The organism is Rathayibacter agropyri, from assembly GCF_013249015.1.
Lineage (GTDB): Bacteria > Actinomycetota > Actinomycetes > Actinomycetales > Microbacteriaceae > Rathayibacter > Rathayibacter agropyri.
In genome coordinates, this window is the sequence record NZ_JABRPL010000002.1 from 134,715 (window position 1) to 155,824 (window position 21,110).

Sequence of the window (21,110 nt, forward strand, 5' to 3'; positions counted from 1 at the left end):
TGCGTGCCGCCCGCCCGCGAAAGTCCACAAGTTGTCGCACTCGGCGTCGAGTGCGACAACTTGTGGACTTTCGCGGCGGCAGCTAGCGCGTAGGGGCCGGTTTCGTGACCGAGACCGAGCGCTGGTGCAGGCCCGTCGCGCCGTCCGGAGCCGGCGGACGCTCGACGGTGGTCTGCACCGTGCCGTCGGCGCCTGTCGCCCTGACGGTGACGACATGAGTGCCCGGAGCAGCGTCCCACTCGTGCACCCACTGGATCCAGGTGTCGGCCGTGACCGCCTCGGCGAGTCGCGCCTCCTGCCACGCCCCGTCGTCGATCTGCACCTCGACCTTGGCGATGCCCGTGTGCGGCGCCCACGCGACTCCGGCGATCGCGATCGTGCCCGCCTCGATCGGCTGGCCCTGCCGGGGCACGTCGATCCGGGACTCGATCTTGATAGGACCGCGCTCGGTCCAGCCGCGGGTCGACCAGTAGGCGAGATCCGCTGCGAAGGTCGTGACCTTCAACTCGACGACCCACTTCGTCGCAGACACGTAGCCGTAGAGACCCGGGACCACCATCCGCACAGGGAAACCGTGCTCGACGGGAAGCGGTTCGCCGTTCATCCCGACGGCGAGGAGGCTGGCGCGGTTCGGGTCCTGCAGCACATCGAGAGGACTGGAGGCGGTGAAGCCGTCCACGCTCCGCGAGAGAACCATGTCGGCTCCCGCCGTCGGCCGCGCCCGCGCCAGCAGCTCGCGGAGGGGGTAGCCGAGCCACAGCGCCGTGCCGATCAGGTCGCCGCCGACCGCGTTCGACACGCAGGACAGGGTGACGAGGTGCTCCTCCAGCGGAAGGGCCAGCAGCTCGTCCCAGGTGATCTCGATCTCCTCCTCGACCATGCCAGTGATACGGAGCGACCAGTCGGCCGGCTCCACCGAAGGGACCGACAGCGCGGTGTCGATCCGATAGAACCGGGCGTTGGGGGTGACGAAGGAGCTGATGCCCTCGATCTCATCGAGCACGGCGCCGGCCGGGAGGGCAGGCGCCGTGCTGGCGGGCACCGGAAGTGCCACGGCCCGACGCACGGCGGTCACGGCGGCGGAGGCAGAGGTAATGATGCGGGCGCCGGTCCCGATGGCGAGGGCGGCGACTCCGGCGACGCCGACGAAGCGCAGGAACGAGCGGCGACCCGTGGCGGCACTCTCCTGGCTCTGTTGCCACCCGCGCAGACGGACGGAGGCGGAACGCAGCACACCGGCTCCGGCCACCATGCCGACGACGCTGGGCGCTGCATCGACCCAGGAAGCACCCTCTCGGCTGACCGAGGCGAGCACACCCAGACCGGCGACGACGGCGAGCAACAGGACTCCGAAGGGCGGCCGACGGTACTCGAGCAACCCCGCACCTGCCGCGAGGACGGCGATCGCGATGGCAATCGAGACGAGGAGCACGACCTTGTCGCCGGTGCCGAACAGGGCGATGACCGCATCCTTCACCCCGGGTGGCACGATATCGATCACGAAGCTGCCGACGGCGAACAGCGGACTGCCACTGGCGCCGGTGAAGACCGCTACGACCTCGGCGAACGCCAAGGAGACGGCGGCGGCCACGATTCCCGACAGGATCGCGAGGAGGACGACTCTTCTCGGGGGCATGAGCGGAACTCTAAGCCACGAGGTCGAGTCTTCCCACGGGGTGGCGCTCGCCGTCCCACGAACGCAGGCGCCTGTGAGCGTGCACGTCGCACGGGAGCGGACAGGTCGACGACGACGCGAGCCGCTATGTCGAGAGCAGTCGAGCGCCGTGCACCGGGCCCGACACCCGGATCGCACGGAGCCGTGCCGCACTCAGCTCACGCTGCAGGTCGAGCGCGGCGTCGGCGTCCGGAGCGAGGAACGCCACGGTCGGGCCGGAGCCGGAAACGAGGCCACCCAGGGCTCCCCGCCCCTCGCCGACCTCAAGAATCCGCGCGAGCCCAGGCTGCAAGTGCAGGGCCGGTGCCTGCAGATCGTTGTACATCGCGTCGGCGAGCATCGCCGGATCTCCTGCACGCAATGCCTGGAGCACGTTCGGGTCGATCGTCGGCGTCGCCGCGATGGGGCGGAAGTCGTGCAGGTGCCGCTCACGGTGGCGGTCAAGCTCGCTGTACACCTCGGGGGTCGAGAGGCCCTCGTCGGAGAGCACGAGGACCCACTCGAACCGGCCCTTCGCCAGCGCCGGGCTCAGCTCATCACCCCGGCCGACTCCGATTGCAGTGCCTCCGGTAAAGGAGAAGGGCACGTCGGCGCCAAGGCTCGCGGCGATGCTGAGCAGCTGCTCGCGAGTGCAGGTCGTACCCCAGAGCGCGTCGCACGCGAGGAGCGTCGCCGCGGCATCGGCCGATCCGCCGCCCATGCCACCCGCGATGGGAACGTTCTTCTCGATCTCGAGGTGTACCCCGCCGCGGTAGCCGGTCGCTCGGGCCAGCGCGCGGGCTGCCTTGATCGCAAGGTTCGAGCCATCACGAGCGAGACCACTCGTGTCGACGGTCCCCGAGAAGGCGACGGAGAAATCGGAGGCGGCGGTGGCGAAGACGTCCTCGTAGAGCGAGAGGGACTGGAAGGCCGTGGCGAGCTCATGGTAGCCGTCCTCACGGACGGCGCCGACTTTGAGGAACACGTTGATCTTGCCGGGCGCTCGCGCGTGGACCCGAGTCGACATCTCGGGAGGGGCCATGCATTCCACGCTACAGGGTGGCGGAGGCACCCTCGTCCGCGTCCGAGAACGCCTCTGCGTCGTGCTCCGCATCGTCTTCGACGGTCCCGTTGGTCTCCGCCACAGGCCCGTCGGGCTCTGCGGCAGGTTCACCGGTCTCCGCGGCGAACTCATCGGGCGCCGTCCCAGCCCCGTCGGGCACCGCCCCACCCCGTACCGGTACGCGGGCAGGATCGAGCGCGCGCCCGAGGCGCACGAACGCGGCGACGTCGAGCTCCTCGCCACGGGCGGTCTGCGGGACTCCGGTCGATTCGAGCGCGGCGATCGCAGCGGTGCTGTCGCCGAAGAGCGCGGCGAGAGACTGTCGGAGCATCTTCCTCCGCTGAGCGAACGCGGCGTCGACCACCGCGAACACCGCCCGGCGCAGCATCTCGTCGCCCGGCTCCTCCCGACGCTCGAACGCCACCAGCATGCTGTCGACGTTGGGAACCGGCCAGAAGACCTGCCGCGAGACCGTCCCGCCGGTGGACCAGGAGCCGAACCACGCGGCCTTCACGCTCGGCCCCCCGTAGACCTTCGAGCCCGGAGTGGCCGCGAGCCGGAGTCCGACCTCGGACTGCACCATCACCACTCCGGAGCGAATGCTCGCGAAATGCTCGAGGAAGTGCAGCAGCACCGGCACCGAGATGTTGTACGGGAGGTTGGCGACAAGCCGCACGGGCTCGCCCGGCACTTCGAGAACCTTCATCGCGTCGGCGTGCAGGACGGCGAGGTCGGCTCCCGGCGCCATCAGTTCCACCGTGCGCGGAAGCTGCTCGGCGAGACGCCCGTCAATCTCGACGGCCACGACCTGCGCGCCCGCCTCGAGCAGGCCGAGCGTCAGCGAGCCGAGGCCGGGGCCGATCTCGACGACCGCCTCGCCCGGCTGCACGCGCGCGAGCCGAACGATGCGGCGGACGGTGTTGGCATCGTGCACGAAGTTCTGCCCGAGCTTCTTGGTCGGAGTGACGTCGAGAAGCGCGGCGAGGTCGCGGATCTCGGCGGGGCCGAGCAGGCGCGGGACGCTCCCGACGCGAGGCTCGGCAGCGTGACGGCCGGTCATGCCAGGGGTCCGACCGGCTCCGTCAGCTCGGAGCCGACCTCGCCGCCCCACTCGCCGTAGACGGCCTCAGTATTAGAGGCGATCGTCGCGGCGAGGTGCCCGACGTCGGTCTCGAGGGTGGCGGCCATCGACCGGAGCGTGTGCGGGATGAGATACGGCGCGTTCGGCCGGCCGCGGAACGGCGTCGGAGTGAGGTAGGGCGCGTCGGTCTCGACCAGGATCAGGTGACGCGGCGTGGCGACGAGTGCGTCCCGCAGCGGCTGAGCGTTCGTGAACGTGACGGTGCCGGAGAAGGAGAGGTACCAGCCTTCGTCGGTACACATCCGCGCCATTTCGGCGTCACCAGAAAAGCAGTGGAAGACGGTGCGCTCCGGGGCGCCGACGCGGCGGAGAGTGTCGATGACTTCGCGGTGGGCGTCGCGGTCGTGGATTTGCAGCGCGAGGTCGAGCTCCTTCGCGAGGCGGATGTGCTCCTCAAACGAGCGGAACTGGGCGGCGCGTCCGCTCTCGCCGGTGCGGAAGAAGTCGAGACCGGTCTCGCCGATCGCGCGCACCCGGGGCTGTTCGGCGAGCTCCGCGATGACCGCGAGCGCGGCGTCGAGCTCGCCACGCTGGTCCAGCTCGGGGGCCTCATTCGGGTGGATGGCGACGGCAGCGAGCATCCGCGGTTCGGACGCGGCCATCTCGGCCGACCAGCGGCTGGTCTCGACATCGGTGCCGACCTGGACGACACCGCGAACTCCGACGGTGGACGCGCGGTCGAGCTGCTCGCGGTAGTCGAGGGGCTCGAGGCCGGCTGGGGTCCCGCCCGCCGGTTCCCCGGAGCTGCCGTGGGGCGTTGCGGCAGTGCGGGTGGGGACGATCTCGAGGTGGGTGTGGTTGTCGTAGATGGGTACGACGAGGGCCTCGGGCAGCGGCGGGTACGTCAGGTCGCGGGCGGAGGCGGCCTCGCGGGCACGGACGGGCTGGCTGTCAGTCATGCTCTCCAGGGTACCGGGAGGGGCCTGAGCGGGGCGGAGGTCCTCCCAGCCGCGCATTTAAGGTCCGTATAGCCTTTACCGCCCGGTCCAAACTTTCGGACCGTTCACGCGCCGCCTCTGGGTTCCAATCCTCAAGAACAAATGACTCCAAGATCGAGTTGTATTCGACTCCCTGTAGCAGCCGATTTCGTTCCACCCGAGTAAAACGCTGCCTAAAGGAACGGGCGGAATGCGTACCAGCACGTAGCAACCACTCCTTTGGATCATTAATGTCATCAACTTGAGCTGGAACGGCCAGACTCGGACGACCAAGAAGGGACGAGACACCCTCGGCGTCGGCAATCATCCACGTCTCCGCCTCTTGGACAGCGACCCGAATAACGAGATTAGGAGTATCGAACGTGACTCCCTTTCTCCAGTCGGCAATAAGGCCAGGAGCGCAATGCTTCCTATCGAGATCCGTGAAGACGATGACCGGCATACGTTGCGAAACCTTCGCGAAGTTCCCTATCTTCGGCTGCAATTTCCCCGATCCGCCGGTGACAATAACATTGTCCAGCGACAGCCCAGGAGCGTAAGCGAGAACAAGGCGCCGTAATAGAACCTCGCCCGCCTTATCCTCCGCGCCACCGATTGCGGAGATCATAAATCTAGTCCGCCCACAATGGCACTATGCCTACGAGCGGCGCTTTTGCCTTCGACAGCAAAACCTCTGCCGGCGAAAAGCCAGCATCCAATTGCACCTGCTCCGCCTCGTTCGCGAGCCTGGCGGTGGTCCCTTCGGCCTCAACTTCGAGTAATACAACATGACGAGAGTCAATTCCCTCGTTCGCCAGCAGCGCTTCGCTATGCGTTGTCACGAAGATTTGCCTTTGTCGCCGCTTGGATGGACGGACTCGACTGAGTAGGACGGGTATTTCACGAACGATCGAATCATTAAGGCTCAGCTCGGGCTCCTCCATGAGCAGCACCGAATCGCCGGCTTGCAGCGACCATAGCAGCGCGATCAAACGGAGCGTGCCATCCGAGAACGAATCTTCCCGCTGCCAGCCGGCATTGGGACGGTAGTGCTCATATCTTGCTTCTAAATGAGGGCGCCCGGTCACCAAGTCTTGATTAAATCGCAGGTCAGAGAATTGAGGTACGGCTATCTTGAGGGCACCTTCGATTCGCTTCAGCCTTGAGTTTCGAGTCCGAGCAGTTTCTCGCGCAACGCGTTCGAGAAACCCTTGACCAAAAGGGTCGTCCTCGATCCGATTTCCCCCGATCTGGTCTGAATACTTCAGTAGCTGAGGAACGAGATGAACGAAAGAGATATCTGCAAGGAACTCAGCAAGTTCCCGGAAACGTCCATTCGCCTGAATCTGCTCAAGACTCGTCTGTGTCAGGCGAGCTGGGTCACGGCTATCGTCGTCATCGGGTCTGCTGACGATCGTCCGTCCATCTTTTTTTACAATTTCTGACGAGATGAGACTACGGTGGGCACCTTTGCCTTCATTCCGCAGTCCCAAGATGTAAACCCAGGTTGGGGCGGTCTGGTCCAGCTCATAAGCCACTTCGATCTCGATCCTCACTTCAGGATCCTTCCGCGCATGCAAACACCTGACTCGGGAGACGCCGCCACGAGTCGACAGAGCGCGCTGGACACCACCTCCGTCTGCCTTCGCCACATCTTTGAGAAAACGAAGGGAGTCGAGGAGATTTGATTTACCAGATGCATTTGGGCCGATTATGTAAGCGACTTCTCGCAGTGAAATGTCAACCGCTCGAAAATTACGCCAGTTCTTGAGCCGCAATCGTGTTATATACACTGTAGGACGCTCCCTGCTGATAGATAACCCGCCCATTCGACAGGCAACTGATGAGGCCGCACGTCAGGAGGCGGGCGCCTCGATACGCGGGAAGAGGGGGGCGAGGGTGCCCACGGTCGTGCCGACGGGCAGGATGCCCCACCGGCCCGCCTCCCGCAACGGCTGCGCGGTCAGCGCGCCCAGCGACTCCGTGACGCCTAGTGCCTCCCACAGCGTGGCCGTCGCCCGGGGCACGACCGGCGAGAGCAGCGCCGCCAGGGCGCGCAGCCCCTCCGCCGCCGTGTACAGGACGGTGCCCAGCCGCTCGCGGTCGCCGTTCTTGGCGAGGGCCCACGGCTCCTGCTCGGTGATGTAGCCGTTGAGTTCCTCGACGATGCTCCACACGGCGGTGATCGCGTCGTGGATCGCGAGCGCCTCGATCGAGCGGTCGGCGGACGCGGCGGCCTCGGCGACAGTGCGCTGCACCCGCTCCTCCGCCTCGGTCAGCGCTCCCGGCTCGGGGACGACCCCCTCGTAGTAGCGGTGCAGCATCGCGATGACGCGGGAGGCGAGGTTGCCGAAGCCGTTCGCGAGCTCGGCCTGGTAGCGGGCCGACAGGTCCTCCCACGAGAACGAGCCGTCCTGGCCGAAAGTAATGGCGCGGAGGAAGTAGTAGCGGAATGCGTCGGAGCCGAAGGTATCGGTGATCTGCTCGGGCGCGATGCCGGTGAGCTTGGACTTGGACATCTTTTCGCCGCCGACGAGGAGCCAGCCGTGGCCGAAGACCTGCTTGGGCACCTCGAGTCCGGCGGCCATCAACATCGCGGGCCAGATCACCGCGTGGAAGCGGAGAATGTCTTTGCCGACAATGTGCGTCGCGGGCCAGCGGCGCTCGAACTCGGCCTCGTCCTGGCCGTAGCCGACGGCGGTGATGTAGTTGAGCAGCGCGTCGAACCAGACGTAGACGACGTGGGAGTCATCCCACGGCACCTTCACTCCCCAGTCGAAGCTGGACCGCGAGATCGAGAGATCGGCGAGCCCCTGGCGCACGAAGCTGATGACCTCGTTGCGGGCAGACTCGGGTTGGATGAAGTCGGGGCGCTCCTCGTACAGGGCGAGCAAGCGCTCGGTGTACTCGCTCATCGTGAAGAAATAGTTCTTTTCTTTGAGCAGCTCGACCGGCTTCGAGTGGATCCGGCAGACGTACTGCCCGGCGTCGTCGCCTGTGCCCTCCTCGAGGTCCGAGAGCTGCTTGTACTCCTCACAACCCACGCAGTAGTAGCCCTCGTACTCACCGGTGTAGATCGCGCCCGCGTCGTACAGCTTCTGCAGGAACTTCTGGACGTTGACCTCGTGCCGCGCATCGGTCGTGCGAATGAAGTCGTCATTGGCGATGTCGATGGTCTCGAGCAGCGGTTGCCAGGCGGTCGCGACGAGGCGGTCGGCCCACGCCTTAGGGGTCGTGCCGTTGGCCGTGGCGGTGCGGAGGATCTTCTGCCCGTGCTCGTCGGTACCGGTCAGCAGCCAGGTGTCGTCGCCCGCCTGCCGGTGCCAGCGGGTGAGCACGTCGGCGGCGACCTCGGTGTAGGCGTGCCCGATGTGCGGGACGTCGTTCACGTAGAAGATCGGTGTCGTGAGATAGAAGGAGGCGCCGTCGGACATGGCGACCATCCTATTCATCGCGCAGGTCGCGTCCTCCCGTGTGACGACGCCTGGGGAGAACGCGCACAGATCGCATCTGGGGAGGGACGAACCCTAGCGGCGCGAAGCAAGCGCGGCCTCGTAGAGCACACGGCGCGAAAGACCGGTGACCTCGGCGACCTCGGCCGACGCCTCCTTCAACCGCGAGCCCGCGGCCACCCGGGCGAGCACGTCCGAGAGCGCGTCCTCCAACGAGGCCTCCCGTACGGGCGCTCCCTCGACCACGAGGCAGATCTCACCGCGGAGCCCGCCGGCCGCCCACTCGGCGAGCTCGGCGGCTGTGCCCCGGCGCACCTCCTCGAACATCTTGGTGAGCTCGCGGCAGACAACGACACGCCGCTCGGGGCCCATCACGTCGACCAGGTCGGCGAGCGCGTCACCGATTCGGTGGGGCGACTCGAAGAAGACCATCGTGCGGCGCTCGTCGATGAGGGCGCGGAACGTCGAGACCCGCTCGCCGTGCTTGCGCGGCAGGAACCCCTCGAAGCTGAACCGGTCGGTCGGCAGACCGGACACGGCGAGCGCCATCAGCACCGCGGACGGCCCGGGCAGCGCGGTCACCGCCACTCCTGCCGCCACCGCCACCTCGACCAGGTGGTACCCCGGATCGGACACCGTCGGCATGCCCGCGTCACTCAGCACAAGCAGGTCCTCGTCGCGGGCCAGCGCGACGAGCTCGGCCGCGCGCTCGCGCTCGTTGTGGTCGTGCAGGGCGTAGAGCGCCGGACGGTTCTGGATGCCGAGCGCCCGCAGCAGCTGGATCGTCACGCGGGTATCCTCGGCGGCGATGTGCCGGGCGGAGGAGAGCGCCTCCACAAGCCTGCGGGAGGCGTCGCCGAGGTTTCCGATGGGCGTGCCCGCGAGGATGATCATGCGGCCAGTCTCCCAGCCGCTCCCCTCGCGATTCTCTGCGCACTCGTCCCCCTTGGACCTCCCGACGTTCGCAACCGAGGTCGAGAGCGCGCAGATGCGGTTGAGGAGAGCGCGCAGGTGATTCTGACCTCGGTGACGAACACGCGGTTCTCGACGCGGCGATCGGAGGGAGCAGCGCCCCGGGCGCGAGCATCCGCACGGTTAGCATGGCCACGTGACGGATCGATCGCAGCGCGACCTCGACGACCTGCTCCTCGACGCGACAGGGTCGACGCGCTCGGTCTGGGTCGAGCCCGCGGACGCGGCCCAGCGTCGTGAGCGGACGCCCGCTCCGGACGTCCCCCGCGGCTCCTGGTTCGATGACCTGCACGCGCGCCTCGTCGCCACCCCCGCCCGTCGCCGGCTGTACGAGTGGGGGTTGCCACTGCTTGTGATCGCCCTGGCCGCCGTGCTGCGGCTCTGGAACCTCGGTTCTCCGCGCGCGCTCGTGTTTGACGAGACCTTCTACGTCAAGGACGCCTGGACACTGTGGAACCTCGGCTTCGAGGGCGGCTGGCCGGAGAAATCGGACTCGGGCTTCATGGCGGGCGATGTGAATACCTTCACGGGCGCTCCCTCGTTCGTCGTGCATCCGCCGCTCGGCAAGTGGATCATCGGGCTGGGCCTGGGCGCGTTCGGCGCCGACGACAGCGTGGGCTGGCGGATCTCGACCGCGGTCGTCGGGATTCTGGCGGTGGCGCTCGTGATCGTGATCGGTCGGCTCCTCTTCCGCTCGACGGCCCTCTCCTCCCTCGCGGGGCTCCTGCTCGCCCTCGACGGGCACGCGATCGTCATGTCGCGGGTCGCACTCCTCGACGGCATCCTGATGTTCGTAACCCTCTGCGGAGTCGCGGCGATCCTCCTCGACCGGCGCTGGACAGAACTGCGGCTTGCGCAGAAGATCGCCGCGGGCCCGCTATCGAGTTGGGGTCCGGTGCTCTGGTGGCGGCCGTGGCTGCTGGTCGCGGGCCTATTCTTTGGGCTGGCCTCGGGAGTGAAATGGACGGGGATCTACTTCCTCGCGGCGTACGGCGTGTACGCGGTCGTGGTCGATGCGCTGCAACGGCGTCGGGCGGGAGTGGCGTTCTGGGGAAGCGGCGCGATCCTCAAGCAGGGCCCGGTGACGTTCCTCCTGGTCGTGCCGATCGCGCTCGCCGCCTACCTCGCGACCTGGACCGGCTGGCTCCGCACCTCCGGCGGCTGGTCTCGACAGTGGGCAACTGAGGCACCAGGCAACGCGTGGAGCGGCGCGCTCGCATGGGTCCCGGACTGGGCGCAAAGCCTCTGGCACTACCACGTGATGATGTACGACTACTCGATCAACCTGCGTGCCTCGCACCCCTACGAGGCGAACCCACTGACCTGGCTGCTGATGCTGCGGCCGACCAGCATGTACTTCGTCGATCAGGCCACGGGGGTCGACGGGTGCACCGCGGCGCGCTGCGATGAGGCGATCACGTCGGTCGCCAATCCGCTGATCTGGTACGCCGGCGTGCTCGCGCTGGTCTACCTCCTCTATCGCCTCGCCCGCTATCGGGAGTGGCGAGCGGGATTCGTGCTCATGGGGATCGTTGCGGGGTACCTGCCGTGGCTGCTCTACCTCGACCGCACGGTGTTCCAGTTCTACTGCGTCGTCTTCGAGCCCTACATGATGCTGGCGCTCGCGCTGACGGCCGGGATCGTGATCGGGCGGCCGAGCGAGGAGCGGATGAAGCGCACCCGGGGGATCCTGCTGGTGCTCGTCTTCACGGTCGTGGCGGCAGCCGTCACCGCGTACTTCCTGCCGCTGTGGATCGGCCAGCAGACGTCGTTCGCCTTCTGGCAGGCCCACATGTGGCTGCCGTCGTGGGTCTGATCCGTCGGCTGAGTCCGGGAGTCGCGGCATGCATGCTCGCGGCTGTCATCGCGGCGGTCACGCACGTAGTCGTCCCCGCGGTGCCGATGCTGACGGCGGCCGTCGCGCTCGGGATCCTGGTCGCGCAGGTTCCGTTGGCCAGGCCGCTCCTCGGCGGCGTGCTGGCGCCGGGGCTGAAGTTTTCGTCGCGGTCGCTCATGCGCGCGGGGATCGTGCTGCTCGGACTCAAGCTGTCGCTGGTCGACATTGCGGCGCTCGGCTGGGGCGCAATCGTCGTGGTGGTCGGGATCGTGCTGGCGACTTTCGCGCTCACCTGGGCGCTCGGTCGGGCACTCCGGCTGCCCGGGCGGGAGCCGCTGCTGCTGGCTGCCGGGTTCTCGATCTGCGGAGCGTCCGCGATCGGCGCGATGGCCGGGGCGACGCGGGCGAAGGAGCAGGAGCAGGCGACGCCGGTCGCACTGGTGACGCTCTGCGGCACGCTGGCGATCGCGGTGCTCCCGGCGCTGCAAGAGCCACTCGCGCTGTCGAACGCGCAGTTCGGGCACTGGGTGGGCGCCTCAGTGCACGACGTGGGCCAGGTCGTCGCGACCGCCCAGGTGGCCGGGGCCTCGGCGCTGGCTGTGGCGGTCGTGGTGAAGCTGACGCGGGTGGTGATGCTCGCGCCGATGGTCGCGGTAGCGGCTGCGGTCACACGGCGCGGCGGGGAGTCGGGAGGGTCGCGACCGGCGATCGTCCCGCTGTTCGTGGTCGGGTTCCTCGCGGCGGTACTCCTGCGTACACTCCTGCCGATGCCCGCGGGGCTGCTCGCCGTCGCAGACACCGCGCAGACCTGGCTGCTTGCCGTGGCGCTCGTCGCACTCGGCAGCGCGGTGCGGGTGCGGGCGCTGCTGACGACCGGTTGGCGGGCGCTGGTAGTCGCCCTCGTGTCGTGGGCGGCGATTGCCGCGATGGGGCTGGCGGCGGTGCAGTTCGCGCTGTGAGGGTCTCCGCGCGGGGAGGGAGGGTCGTCTGTGACGGGATGCGTCGCTTCAGCTCGGCGTTGTCGGCGGTGCCCGCTAGCGTCGATCGCATGGCAGATCGTGAGTACGGCTTCAAGACGCGGGCAATCCACGCGGGCAACATCCCCGATGCTGTGACGGGCGCGCGGGCGCTGCCGATCTACCAGACGAGCGCGTTCGTCTTCGATGACACCTCCGATGCGGCCGCGCGGTTCTCGCTGCAGAAGTACGGCAACATTTACTCGCGGCTCTCGAACCCCACTGTCGCGTCGTTCGAGGAGCGGGTGGCGAGTCTCGAGGGCGGTCTCGGCGCCGTCGCCACCGCCTCCGGCCTCTCTGCGCAGTTCATCACCTTCGCGGCACTCGTGGGAGCGGGCGATCACGTCGTCTCCTCCGCGAACCTGTACGGCGGCTCGATCACCCAGCTCGACGTCACGCTGCGGCGCTTTGGAGTCGAGACCACTTTCGTGCGCTCGAGCGATCCCGCCGACTACGCGGCAGCGATCACGTCGGCGACCAAGGTCCTGTATGCCGAGACGATCGCGAACCCCTCCGGCGAGATCGCCGACATCGAGGGGCTCGCCGCGGTCGCTCATGCCGCGGGCATCCCGCTGATCATCGACTCGACGGTCGCCACCCCGTACCTCGTCCGCCCGATCGAGTGGGGAGCCGACATCGTCATCCACTCGGCCACCAAGTTCTTGGGCGGGCACGGGACGACCCTCGGTGGCATCGTGGTCGAGTCAGGCCGGTTCCACTACTCACGCGAGAAGTTCCCACTGCTGCATGACCCGGTGGCTTCCTACGGCGACCTCTCGTGGGACGGCAACTTCGGCGAGTACGGCTTCCTCACCCGCCTCCGCGCCGAGCAGCTGCGCGACATCGGACCGGTCCTGGCGCCGCACTCCGCCTTCCTGCTCGCGCAGGGAGTCGAGACGTTGCCGTACCGGATCCAGGCGCACGTCGACAACGCGCGCCGCGTCGCCGAGTGGCTGGACGCCGACCCGCGGATCGAGGCGGTGTACTGGGCCGGACTGCCGGCGCACCCGCACCATGCCCGCGCCCGCAAATACCTGCCCCTCGGGCCCGGGTCGGTCTTCAGCTTCGTGGTGAAGGGCGGCCGTGCGGTCGGCCAGACGTTTATCGAATCCGTCGACCTCGCCAGCCACCTCGCCAACATCGGTGACGCGAAGACGCTGGTCATCCATCCCGCCTCCACGACCCACGCGCAGCTGTCCGAGCAGCAATTGCTGCACGCCGGGGTCCTGCCCGGCCTCGTCCGCCTCTCCGTCGGCATCGAGGATGCGGACGACATCATCTACGACCTCGACCAGGCGCTCTCGCGCGCCGTCGAGCGGCACGGAACTCCGGATGCTCCGACCGAACTCCCGGAGGACACGACAACCTCCCTGCACACCCCGGCCGTGGAGGTCTGAGCATGAGCACGATCGAGACGAGCGGAGCCGAGACAGGTGGGGGCGACACCGTGGTCCAGTTGTCCAATGGGCTGAGCTGCTCCGTCCCCGCGAACTCGCCGCTGGCCACGATGCTGCGCTCCCAGCGCACCTGGGTCGGACCGGACGCGCGCAAGCGCCTCGACATCCTCCGCCGAGCGAAGACGGTCGCGATCGTGGGCGCTTCGCCCAACCCGGCGCGCTCCTCGTACTTCGTCGCGACCTACCTCCAGCAGTCGAGCGACTACGAGCTGTACTTCGTGAACCCGAACGCCACCGAGATCCTGGGGCGGCCGGTCTACCGCAGCCTCGCCGATCTGCCGGTGGTGCCCGACATCGTCGATGTGTTCCGTAAGGCGAGCGACATCCCCGCCGTGATCGACGATGTGCTCGCGATCGGCGCACCGACCGTCTGGGTTCAGCTGGGCATTTGGAACCAGGAGGCGGCGGAGTACGGCGAGTCGAAGGGCCTCACGGTGGTGATGGACCGCTGCCTCAAGGTCGAGCACGCGCGATTCCACGGCGGCCTGCACCTGCTGGGCTTTGACACCGGCCAGATCTCGGCGCGCAAGACGCTGCGCTGAGGTCTCGACGGGGCCAGCTCCCGCCCCCGTCCGACGTTCGGTTCGCAGGAGCTATCTCGGCTCGCGAGAATCGGCGGATCTCGCGGGCCGGCCACGGGCGCAGGAGGCGCCACGTCAGTCGCCCTTCACATTCACCAACTGGCGCAGGGTGTGCCGGACCTCCACGAGGTCGGCTGCGTCGGCCATCACCCGGTCGATCGGCTTGTAGGCCGCGGGGATCTCGTCGATGAAGGCGTCGGTGTCGCGGTACTCGATCCCGGCCATCGCCTCCCGTAGTTGGTCGTGCGTGAAGGTGCGCCGTGCGGCCGACCGGGAGTACTCGCGTCCTGCCCCGTGCGGCGACGAGTTCAGCGACAGGGCGTTCCCGCGCCCGACCACCACGTACGACGCGGTCCCCATCGACCCGGGGATGAGCCCGGGGCGCCCAGCGTCCGCCTGGATTGCGCCCTTACGGCTGACCCAGACCTCCCGGCCCCAGTGCTGCTCCTTCTCGGTGAAGTTGTGGTGGCAGTTGATCCGCTCCGCCTCGTCTACCTCGCGGCCGAGCCACTCGGAGAGCTGCCGCACCACGCGGTCCATCATCTCCTCGCGGTTGAGCAGGGCGAAGTGCTGGGCCCAGCGCAGCTCGGCGATGTAGCGGTCGAACTCGGCAGTCCCCTCGACCAGGTAGGCGAGATCAGGGTCCGGCAGGCTGATCCAGTGACGCGCGCAGTACTCGCGGGCGATACGGATGTGCGCGCTCGCGATCCGGTTGCCGACGCCGCGCGATCCGGAGTGCAGGAACAGCCAGACTGCGCCGGTCTCGTCCGCGCTCACCTCGATGAAGTGGTTGCCGCTGCCGAGTGTTCCCAGCTGGAGGCGCCAGTGCCGAGCGTAGCTGTCCGGGTCGAAGCCGGCCTCGACGGCGAGGGCCTCCAGGTCGGCGATGCGCGGCGCCGCGGTGGCGACGATCTTCTTATTCGCCGCTCCCGCCGACAGCGGGACCGCTCGCTCGATCTGCTGCCGCAGCTCAGACAGATCGTGGCCGGCGAGATCGTCCCGGGTGAAGGTGGTCCGCACCGCGATCATGCCGCAGCCGATGTCAACACCGACCGCCGCGGGGATGATCGCGCCGTCGGTCGGGATGACGGAGCCGACGGTCGCGCCGAGGCCCAGGTGCGCATCCGGCATCAACGCCAGGTGGGGGAAGACAAACGGCATGCGGGAGGCCGTGAGGGCCTGCTCGCGCGCGTTGTCGTCGAGAATGCTCGCCCAGGAGACGAGGCGATCGGTAATCCTCTGCATGGTTCGTCCTCTCGTGAGGTGTCGGCGTTCGCCGGCGCGAGACGCGTCCACTGCGGCGGGCTTCCGCGGACCGGTCGTGCGTCGGCGCCCCCCGTGGAAGAGCACGGGCGGGGCAGTGAGGCGCACGTCGGCGGTGTGCCCCGGCGAAAATAGCAGCCCGCGCGCGTCGTCGGTGATCCGGGCGTCTCTCGACGGCACGGAGTCCACCTGGGCGCCCGCCCCGTGGTCGTTCCGACCGCCCCCGCGTGGCCCGGCGTAGTCTCGGTGGATGAGCGCCTACGTCTCCGTCTTCGACCTGTTCAGCGTGGGGATCGGGCCGTCCAGTTCGCACACCGTCGGCCCGATGCGCGCCGCTCTCGCGCTGGCGGAACGGATCCGGGACGCAGGGATGCTGGACCGGGTCAGCCGGGTGAGCTGCACCCTCTACGGCTCGCTCGGGTCGACCGGAATCGGCCACGGCACTCCCGACGCGGTCGTCGCCGGGCTCTCGGGACTCGATCCCGAAACGTGCGATCCGGAAGAGGTTCGCGGAGCGTGGCACCGACTCGACGATGAGGGCGGGATCGCGCTGGCCGGCGAGAAGCGTCTCCCGATGACGCGCGACGACATCGCCTTCGAGCCGCGGACTCGGCTGCCCGAGCATCCGAACGCCCTGACGTTCAGCGTGTGGCTCGGCGACGCACCGCTGCCCGTGTGGGAGGAGACCTACTACTCGATCGGCGGCGGGTTCATCCGTCGGGCGGGAGAGCGCGCCGAACTGGCGGCTCTCGCCGCACACCCCTTCCCCTTCGACTCGGGGCTCGACCTGCTTGCGATCTGCGACCGGACGGGCACAGCGATTTCCGAACTCGCTCTCGCGAACGAGTGGGCCCTGCATCCCGGGGTCAACATCATCGAGCGCCTGGACGCGGTCTGGGACGCGATGGCAGCCTGCGTCGAACACGGACTGGCGACCGAGGGCGTGCTGCCGGGCGGGCTCGGCGTCCGCCGCCGCGCCTCCGTGCTGCGGGAGCGCCTCGAGGCCTTCGAGGAGGACCCGCTCGACCGTGCTCGGGCGACCTCGGTGGAGTGGCTGCACGCGTTCGCCCTCGCGGTCAACGAGGAGAACGCCGCAGGTGGGCGCGTCGTGACCGCGCCCACGAACGGAGCGGCGGGCATCATTCCGGCGGTGGCGCACTACTACCTCCGCTTCGTCCCGGGGGCCGACCGGCTGGGTGTCCGCCGGTTCCTCCTGACGGCGGCGGCGATCGGCTCGCTCTGCAAGACGAACGCCTCGATCTCGGGGGCGGAGGCGGGCTGCCAGGGTGAAGTCGGCTCTGCCTGCGCGATGGCCGCCGGGGCCCTGTGCGCAGTGCTCGGCGGAACTCCGCAGCAGGTCGAGAACGCGGCCGAGATCGCGATGGAACACCACCTCGGCCTGACCTGCGACCCGGTGGGCGGACTCGTGCAGATCCCCTGTATCGAACGCAACGCGATTGCATCGTCGACCGCGGTGAGTGCGGCTCGGCTGGCGCTGCACGGCGACGGTACCCACCGCGTTTCGCTCGACGCAGTGATCGAGACGATGCGCCAGACCGGAATCGATATGTCTTCGAAGTACAAGGAGACGAGCGAGGGTGGGCTCGCGGTGAACGTCATCGAGTGCTGAGGCGCAGCGCGTCGGCACCGAGCGTCCCGCTGCCGCCGCGATACCGCGCCTCCACCACGACACCGCGGCGGCCCCGTCGTCTCGGCCGACTTTGCGGTGCCTCACCGCCGAGCGCCGCTCACCGCGCACCGCGAACCGCGCGACGCGTCCCCTGACGCTGCGGAAGACCCGCCGCTGTGAGCAGGGCGACCAGCGGATCGGCCGCGATCGCGTCCCGCCACTCCCAGCGAACGATGCGAGGCCCGAGGAGCCGCAGCGCGTTCTCGCGCCGCTTCTCACGGAACACCGCGTCCGCGAGGCCGTCGGCGTGCTCGGCCGCCGAGACACCGTACTTGCCGCGGCCGTCGGCGTCGCCGACGAGGCCAAACGCCGGCCAGTCGAAGTCGGTGACAGCTCTGGCGCCGTCAGGCAGGTGCCACACGTGCTGGAGGCGCGGCGCGGGAAAGCCCGCGACGGCCATCTCGACTCTGCTGACCGACTCGAGCGGTGACTCCGCCCGCGCATCCGCGAACGAGATGGCCTCGGCGGCCCTCCGTACCCCCCGGCCGCCGCCTGTTCGAGCGACAAGCCTGAGCAGGGTCTCGCGCATCCGCTCCGGGTCGCGACCTGCGACCCACTCGGAGTGCAGAACATGGTCGATGGCGACGACAGCCCGCCGCAGCGTCGAGTGACGGGCGAGGTCGACGACCGTGTCGGGGACGGATGAGACGGGGATCCCTCCGATCTCGACCACGTCCGGCGGTACCGCGAAACTCCGCTCCCGCACCGCCCCGCGCGTTCGGCTCCCGACACCGGGTCTCGCCAGGACATGGACGCGAGGATCGAGCCCCTCGATTAGGGGGATGCCGTGCAGGAGAGCAGCGGACTCCCCCACGAGGACGCCCCCTCGGCGCAGTCCCACCGCCGCACGGACGCGGGCGTGCTGACGGGTCGCCGCGTCCGCCGCCTGCCACGCGAGCGCAGGTGTGCGCACCCCGCGCCACAGCGCTTCGAGATCGCGTTGGAATGCGAGAGCGGAGCCGGTGCCGTGGGCGCGCAGGTCGCGGACGAAGAAGAGGGGAAGCTGGGTCATGCGTCGATCCTGAGTGGTCGGCTCGTCCCGTGGGAGCGCCCAGACACATCTGGGGAAAACCGGTCCCTGTGGAGGAGCCTCTGCTCGCGGCACGGCGCACTCCAGCCGCTCGGCGACACTCCACGGTGTCCCCCCAGACGCCACGGCGAGCGCGGTACCTCGCCGGGAGCGGGACGTCTCGGCCGGCGGGCGGCGCGCCGCCCGCGTGAAGCACCGTGACGCGTATGCGGGCGGATGTCGCCGGTCGCGCCTAGCGTGGGGCGGGTGAGCAGCACTTCGACCCCCTACCTCGCCCGGCCGATCGTCTCGACCCAGTGGCTGGCCGATCATCTCGGCCGCGAGAACCTCGTCGTCATCGATGCCAGCGTCCTCCTCGTGCCCGGCCTCGACGGCCGTCCCGGCTACCTCAGCGGCGACGAGCAGTACCTCCTGGAGGGCCATGTCCCCGGCGCTGTCTTCGGCGACCTGCTCGAGCAGCTCTCCGACCCCGAGGCGCGATTCCCCTTCTCCCGTCTCGATCCCGAACGCTTCGCTGCCGCCACCGCGGCCCTCGGGATCGAGGACGACTCCGTGGTCGTGGTCTACGACTCCGCGGTGGGTCAGTGGGCGTCTCGACTGTGGTGGCTGCTGCGCGCTGCCGGGCACGACGCCGCCGCCGTCCTCGACGGCGGCCTCACGGCCTGGCGTAGCGAGGAGCGGCCGATCGAGGCCGGTCACGTCGAGCCGGTGGCCAGCGGAGGCATCGAGGTTCGCGAGGAACGTCCGGTCTGGATCGACAAGGCCGGCGTCGAGAGCGTGCTGCGCGGCGAGGCACCAGGCGCCCTCGTCTGCGCCCTCCCGCCGAAAGAGTTCACCGGTGAGGAGGGGTGGAGGCCGCGACGCGGGCACCTCCCCGGCTCGCGCAGCGTTCCGGCCGGCCGTTTGGTCGACCGCGCCACCAACACTCTGCTGCCGCCTGAGCGACTGCGCGCGCTGTTCGGCGAGAGCCTCGAGTCGGAGCGCATCGTCCTCTACTGCGGAGGCGGCATCGCGGCCACCGCGGACGCGCTCGCGCTCGCGGTCCTGGGCGTCGAAAAAGCGGTCGTCTACGACGGCTCGCTCAACGAGTGGGCGGCCGACCCCGACGCGCCGCTCGTGGTCACGGCCGCGTGACGATCTCCTCCGGGAGCCGCGTGCTAGGCAGAGCGCAGACGAAGGACTCGCAGGAGTAGGCGGTCGGCAGGGCGTCCCGCGAGACCCGTCCCTCGAACAGCTCGAAGCCCGCCTCTGCCCACTCCCGAGCGCCCTCATCCGAGACGCCCGCCAGTACGCCGAGTTCCGTCTCCCGCGCCCCGCGAAGCAGATCGGCGAGCCCGGCGGTGCTGGGAGCGACGACCACGAGCTGGCGGACCGGACGGGTGAGGCGTGAAGCGAGCGCGAGCACGGCGCCGAACCCCATCGGCTGCGCGAGCGAGCCCGGTGCGACCGCGGTGACAGCCGCCTCCGCCGCTGCGCGATAGCGCTGCTCACCGGTCAGGAGGTACAGCTCGTGCGCGGCGTCGGCCGTCGCCGCGAGACCGGAGGGGTACGCACCCTCCGACGGATCGGCCGTCAGCGCCAGGCCGCGAGCGGTCAACGCCTGGTCGCCTCCGCCGGGAAGGGCGAACGGCAGCGGCCCCGACGCGGCCTCAAGGGCACCGTCGAGGAGCGCCCGCGCCACGACGGCGTAGCGCGGCCGGCCTTCTGCGAGCGCGAGCTGCAGGAGGCCGTCAGCGAGCATCCCGAGATCCTCGAGCGCCGGTCGCGCCAACGACACCACGTCGCCGAGGGAGGCGCGAACGCTGACCCGTCCCCCGACGAGATGCCGCTCGAGCAGGAAGTCCGCCGCCCGCCGGGCCGCGTCGATCCACTCCGCGCGCCCAAGCGCCCTGCCCGCGCGGGCGAGGGCCCGGATGGCGAGCCCATTCCACCCGGTGACGACCTTGTCATCAAGCGGAGGCGGCGCAAGGCGCGAGCGGTCGGCCGCGAGATAGTAGCCGCCCTCCGAGCGCTGCCCGTCGATGATGCTCTCCGAGTCCTGCGCGCTCGCGAAGCCACCACCCGGTTGCCGCAGCGTGGTCAGGAGGAAGGAGGCGATTCCCTCCGCGACCACCGCGAGTTCATCGGTGCGGGTACCCGCGCGACCGAGCAGCAGCGCAGCGACATCGAGCAACTGCGCGTTGTCGTACAGCATCCGCTCGTAGTGCGGGTCGCTCCAGTCAGCCTGCGTCGCGTAGCGGAAGAAGCCGCCGTCACGATCGCGCAGCGGGGATGCGGCGAGAGCGAGGAGGGTCCGCTCGGCGAGTGCGGCTCCGCTGTCCCATGTGGCGAGGAACCCGAGCACCGGCGCGACCGGGAACTTCGGCGCGCCACCGAACCCGCCGTGCACGCGGTCCTCCTCGGCCGCCAGAGCGGCGACTGCGTCCTCGAGCGCGGCGTCGTCCGGAAGGGTCGAGGCCGCGGGCAAGGAGGCGGTCGCCTCGCGCAGCGCCGCTGCGAGGGAACCCGCCGTCGCCTGTACCTCGTCGCGGCGCAGCCGCCACGCCTGGGAGACTGCGTCGAGCACATCCGCGAACGCGGGCACGCCGCCGACGGCGCGCGGCGGGAAGTAGGTGCCAGCGAAGAAGGTTTCACCGGCGGGAGTGGCGAAGACGGTCAGCGGCCAGCCGAGCTGACGGGTGAAGGCGCTCGCGGCGGTCAGGTAGGCGGTATCGACATCGGGATGCTCCTCCCGATCGACCTTCACCGCGACGAAGCCCTCGTTCAGCCGCGCCGCGAGCACCGGGTCCGAGAACGACTCCCGCGCCATCACGTGGCACCAGTGGCACGTGGCGTAGCCGATGGAGATCAGCAGGGGGACGTCCCGGCGCTCGGCCTCGGCGAACGCCTCCTCGCCCCACGGGAACCAGTCGACCGGATTGTCCGCGTGCGAGCGGAGGTAGGGGCTGACACTGGAGCGCAGTCGTTCGGCCATGCGCCCCACGCTAGACATGGGCGGACCGTGGGTCAGGGGGTTGCTGAACGATCAGGGGGTTGC

Annotated in this window: 16 protein-coding genes and 1 pseudogene; 6 read left to right on the plus strand and 11 right to left on the minus strand. The window is 69.1% G+C overall.

What is annotated here, in order from left to right; all coding sequences use genetic code 11:
- Positions 1-82: 82 nt before the first annotated feature.
- The 8 genes and pseudogenes from HRF29_RS06230 to rsmI form a co-directional block, all read right to left on the minus strand.
- On the minus strand, positions 83-1,636 hold the full coding sequence (locus HRF29_RS06230; RefSeq protein ID WP_173246403.1) for a molybdopterin-dependent oxidoreductase: 1,554 nt from the start codon (positions 1,634-1,636) through the stop codon (positions 83-85).
- A 124-nt stretch (positions 1,637-1,760) separates the two neighbouring features.
- On the minus strand, positions 1,761-2,696 hold the full coding sequence (locus HRF29_RS06235) for a 4-(cytidine 5'-diphospho)-2-C-methyl-D-erythritol kinase (RefSeq protein WP_173246407.1): 936 nt from the start codon (positions 2,694-2,696) through the stop codon (positions 1,761-1,763).
- Between the two features lie 217 nt (positions 2,697-2,913).
- Positions 2,914-3,777: pseudogene (rsmA, locus tag HRF29_RS06240) on the minus strand (16S rRNA (adenine(1518)-N(6)/adenine(1519)-N(6))-dimethyltransferase RsmA); the annotation flags it as partial.
- A complete protein-coding gene (locus HRF29_RS06245) occupies positions 3,774-4,757 on the minus strand; it encodes a TatD family hydrolase (protein WP_173246413.1) in 984 nt (327 codons plus the stop codon). The pseudogene rsmA and the gene HRF29_RS06245, both read right to left, overlap by 4 nt.
- Positions 4,750-5,403, minus strand: coding sequence for a DUF4276 family protein (locus HRF29_RS06250; protein WP_173246416.1), 654 nt, complete (start codon positions 5,401-5,403; stop codon positions 4,750-4,752). The genes HRF29_RS06245 and HRF29_RS06250 overlap by 8 nt, the downstream gene beginning before the upstream one ends.
- Before the next feature lie 4 nt (positions 5,404-5,407).
- Positions 5,408-6,604 (minus strand): AAA family ATPase, encoded by a 1,197-nt coding sequence (locus tag HRF29_RS06255; RefSeq protein WP_187698294.1) that lies wholly within the window; start codon positions 6,602-6,604, stop codon positions 5,408-5,410.
- 27 nt (positions 6,605-6,631) lie between these two features.
- Positions 6,632-8,209, minus strand: coding sequence for a methionine--tRNA ligase (metG, locus tag HRF29_RS06260; protein ID WP_173246421.1), 1,578 nt, complete (start codon positions 8,207-8,209; stop codon positions 6,632-6,634).
- A 93-nt stretch (positions 8,210-8,302) separates the two neighbouring features.
- Positions 8,303-9,121 carry a 16S rRNA (cytidine(1402)-2'-O)-methyltransferase gene (gene rsmI, locus HRF29_RS06265; RefSeq protein WP_173246424.1) on the minus strand — a complete coding sequence of 273 codons (819 nt, stop codon included), beginning with the start codon at positions 9,119-9,121 and terminating at the stop codon, positions 8,303-8,305.
- Between the two features lie 214 nt (positions 9,122-9,335).
- Here rsmI and HRF29_RS06270 point away from each other — a divergent pair, with 214 nt between their 5' ends.
- The 4 genes from HRF29_RS06270 (at position 9,336) to HRF29_RS06285 (ending at position 14,051) form a co-directional block, all read left to right on the plus strand.
- A complete protein-coding gene (locus HRF29_RS06270) occupies positions 9,336-11,015 on the plus strand; it encodes a dolichyl-phosphate-mannose--protein mannosyltransferase (RefSeq protein ID WP_343043671.1) in 1,680 nt (559 codons plus the stop codon).
- A gap of 32 nt (positions 11,016-11,047) precedes the next feature.
- Positions 11,048-11,995 carry a YeiH family protein gene (locus HRF29_RS06275; protein WP_173246427.1) on the plus strand — a complete coding sequence of 316 codons (948 nt, stop codon included), beginning with the start codon at positions 11,048-11,050 and terminating at the stop codon, positions 11,993-11,995.
- An 89-nt stretch (positions 11,996-12,084) separates the two neighbouring features.
- Positions 12,085-13,449 carry an O-acetylhomoserine aminocarboxypropyltransferase/cysteine synthase family protein gene (locus HRF29_RS06280; RefSeq protein ID WP_173246430.1) on the plus strand — a complete coding sequence of 455 codons (1,365 nt, stop codon included), beginning with the start codon at positions 12,085-12,087 and terminating at the stop codon, positions 13,447-13,449.
- Between the two features lie 2 nt (positions 13,450-13,451).
- Complete coding sequence (locus tag HRF29_RS06285) at positions 13,452-14,051, plus strand: CoA-binding protein (protein ID WP_246226793.1); 600 nt, start codon at positions 13,452-13,454, stop codon at positions 14,049-14,051.
- Between the two features lie 114 nt (positions 14,052-14,165).
- On the opposite strand, the gene HRF29_RS06290 is transcribed toward HRF29_RS06285, so the two are convergent.
- A complete protein-coding gene (locus HRF29_RS06290) occupies positions 14,166-15,335 on the minus strand; it encodes an RtcB family protein (protein WP_173246433.1) in 1,170 nt (389 codons plus the stop codon).
- Between the two features lie 268 nt (positions 15,336-15,603).
- Here HRF29_RS06290 and HRF29_RS06295 point away from each other — a divergent pair, with 268 nt between their 5' ends.
- Entirely contained in the window at positions 15,604-16,983 is a 1,380-nt protein-coding gene (locus HRF29_RS06295; RefSeq protein ID WP_173246436.1) for an L-serine ammonia-lyase, read from the plus strand.
- Positions 16,984-17,101: 118 nt separating this feature from the next.
- Here HRF29_RS06295 and HRF29_RS06300 read toward each other — a convergent pair whose 3' ends face one another.
- Positions 17,102-18,055, minus strand: a complete 954-nt coding sequence (locus HRF29_RS06300; protein ID WP_173246438.1) for a hypothetical protein — start codon at positions 18,053-18,055, stop codon at positions 17,102-17,104.
- Positions 18,056-18,319: 264 nt separating this feature from the next.
- Between HRF29_RS06300 and HRF29_RS06305 the strand changes: the two genes are divergently transcribed.
- Positions 18,320-19,207: a rhodanese-like domain-containing protein gene (locus tag HRF29_RS06305; RefSeq protein ID WP_173246441.1), complete on the plus strand. Its 888-nt coding sequence runs from the start codon at positions 18,320-18,322 to the stop codon at positions 19,205-19,207.
- Here HRF29_RS06305 and HRF29_RS06310 read toward each other — a convergent pair.
- Positions 19,194-21,047: a thioredoxin domain-containing protein gene (locus HRF29_RS06310; protein ID WP_173246444.1), complete on the minus strand. Its 1,854-nt coding sequence runs from the start codon at positions 21,045-21,047 to the stop codon at positions 19,194-19,196. The two genes, HRF29_RS06305 and HRF29_RS06310, sit on opposite strands and share 14 nt — an antisense overlap.
- Positions 21,048-21,110 lie beyond the last annotated feature (63 nt).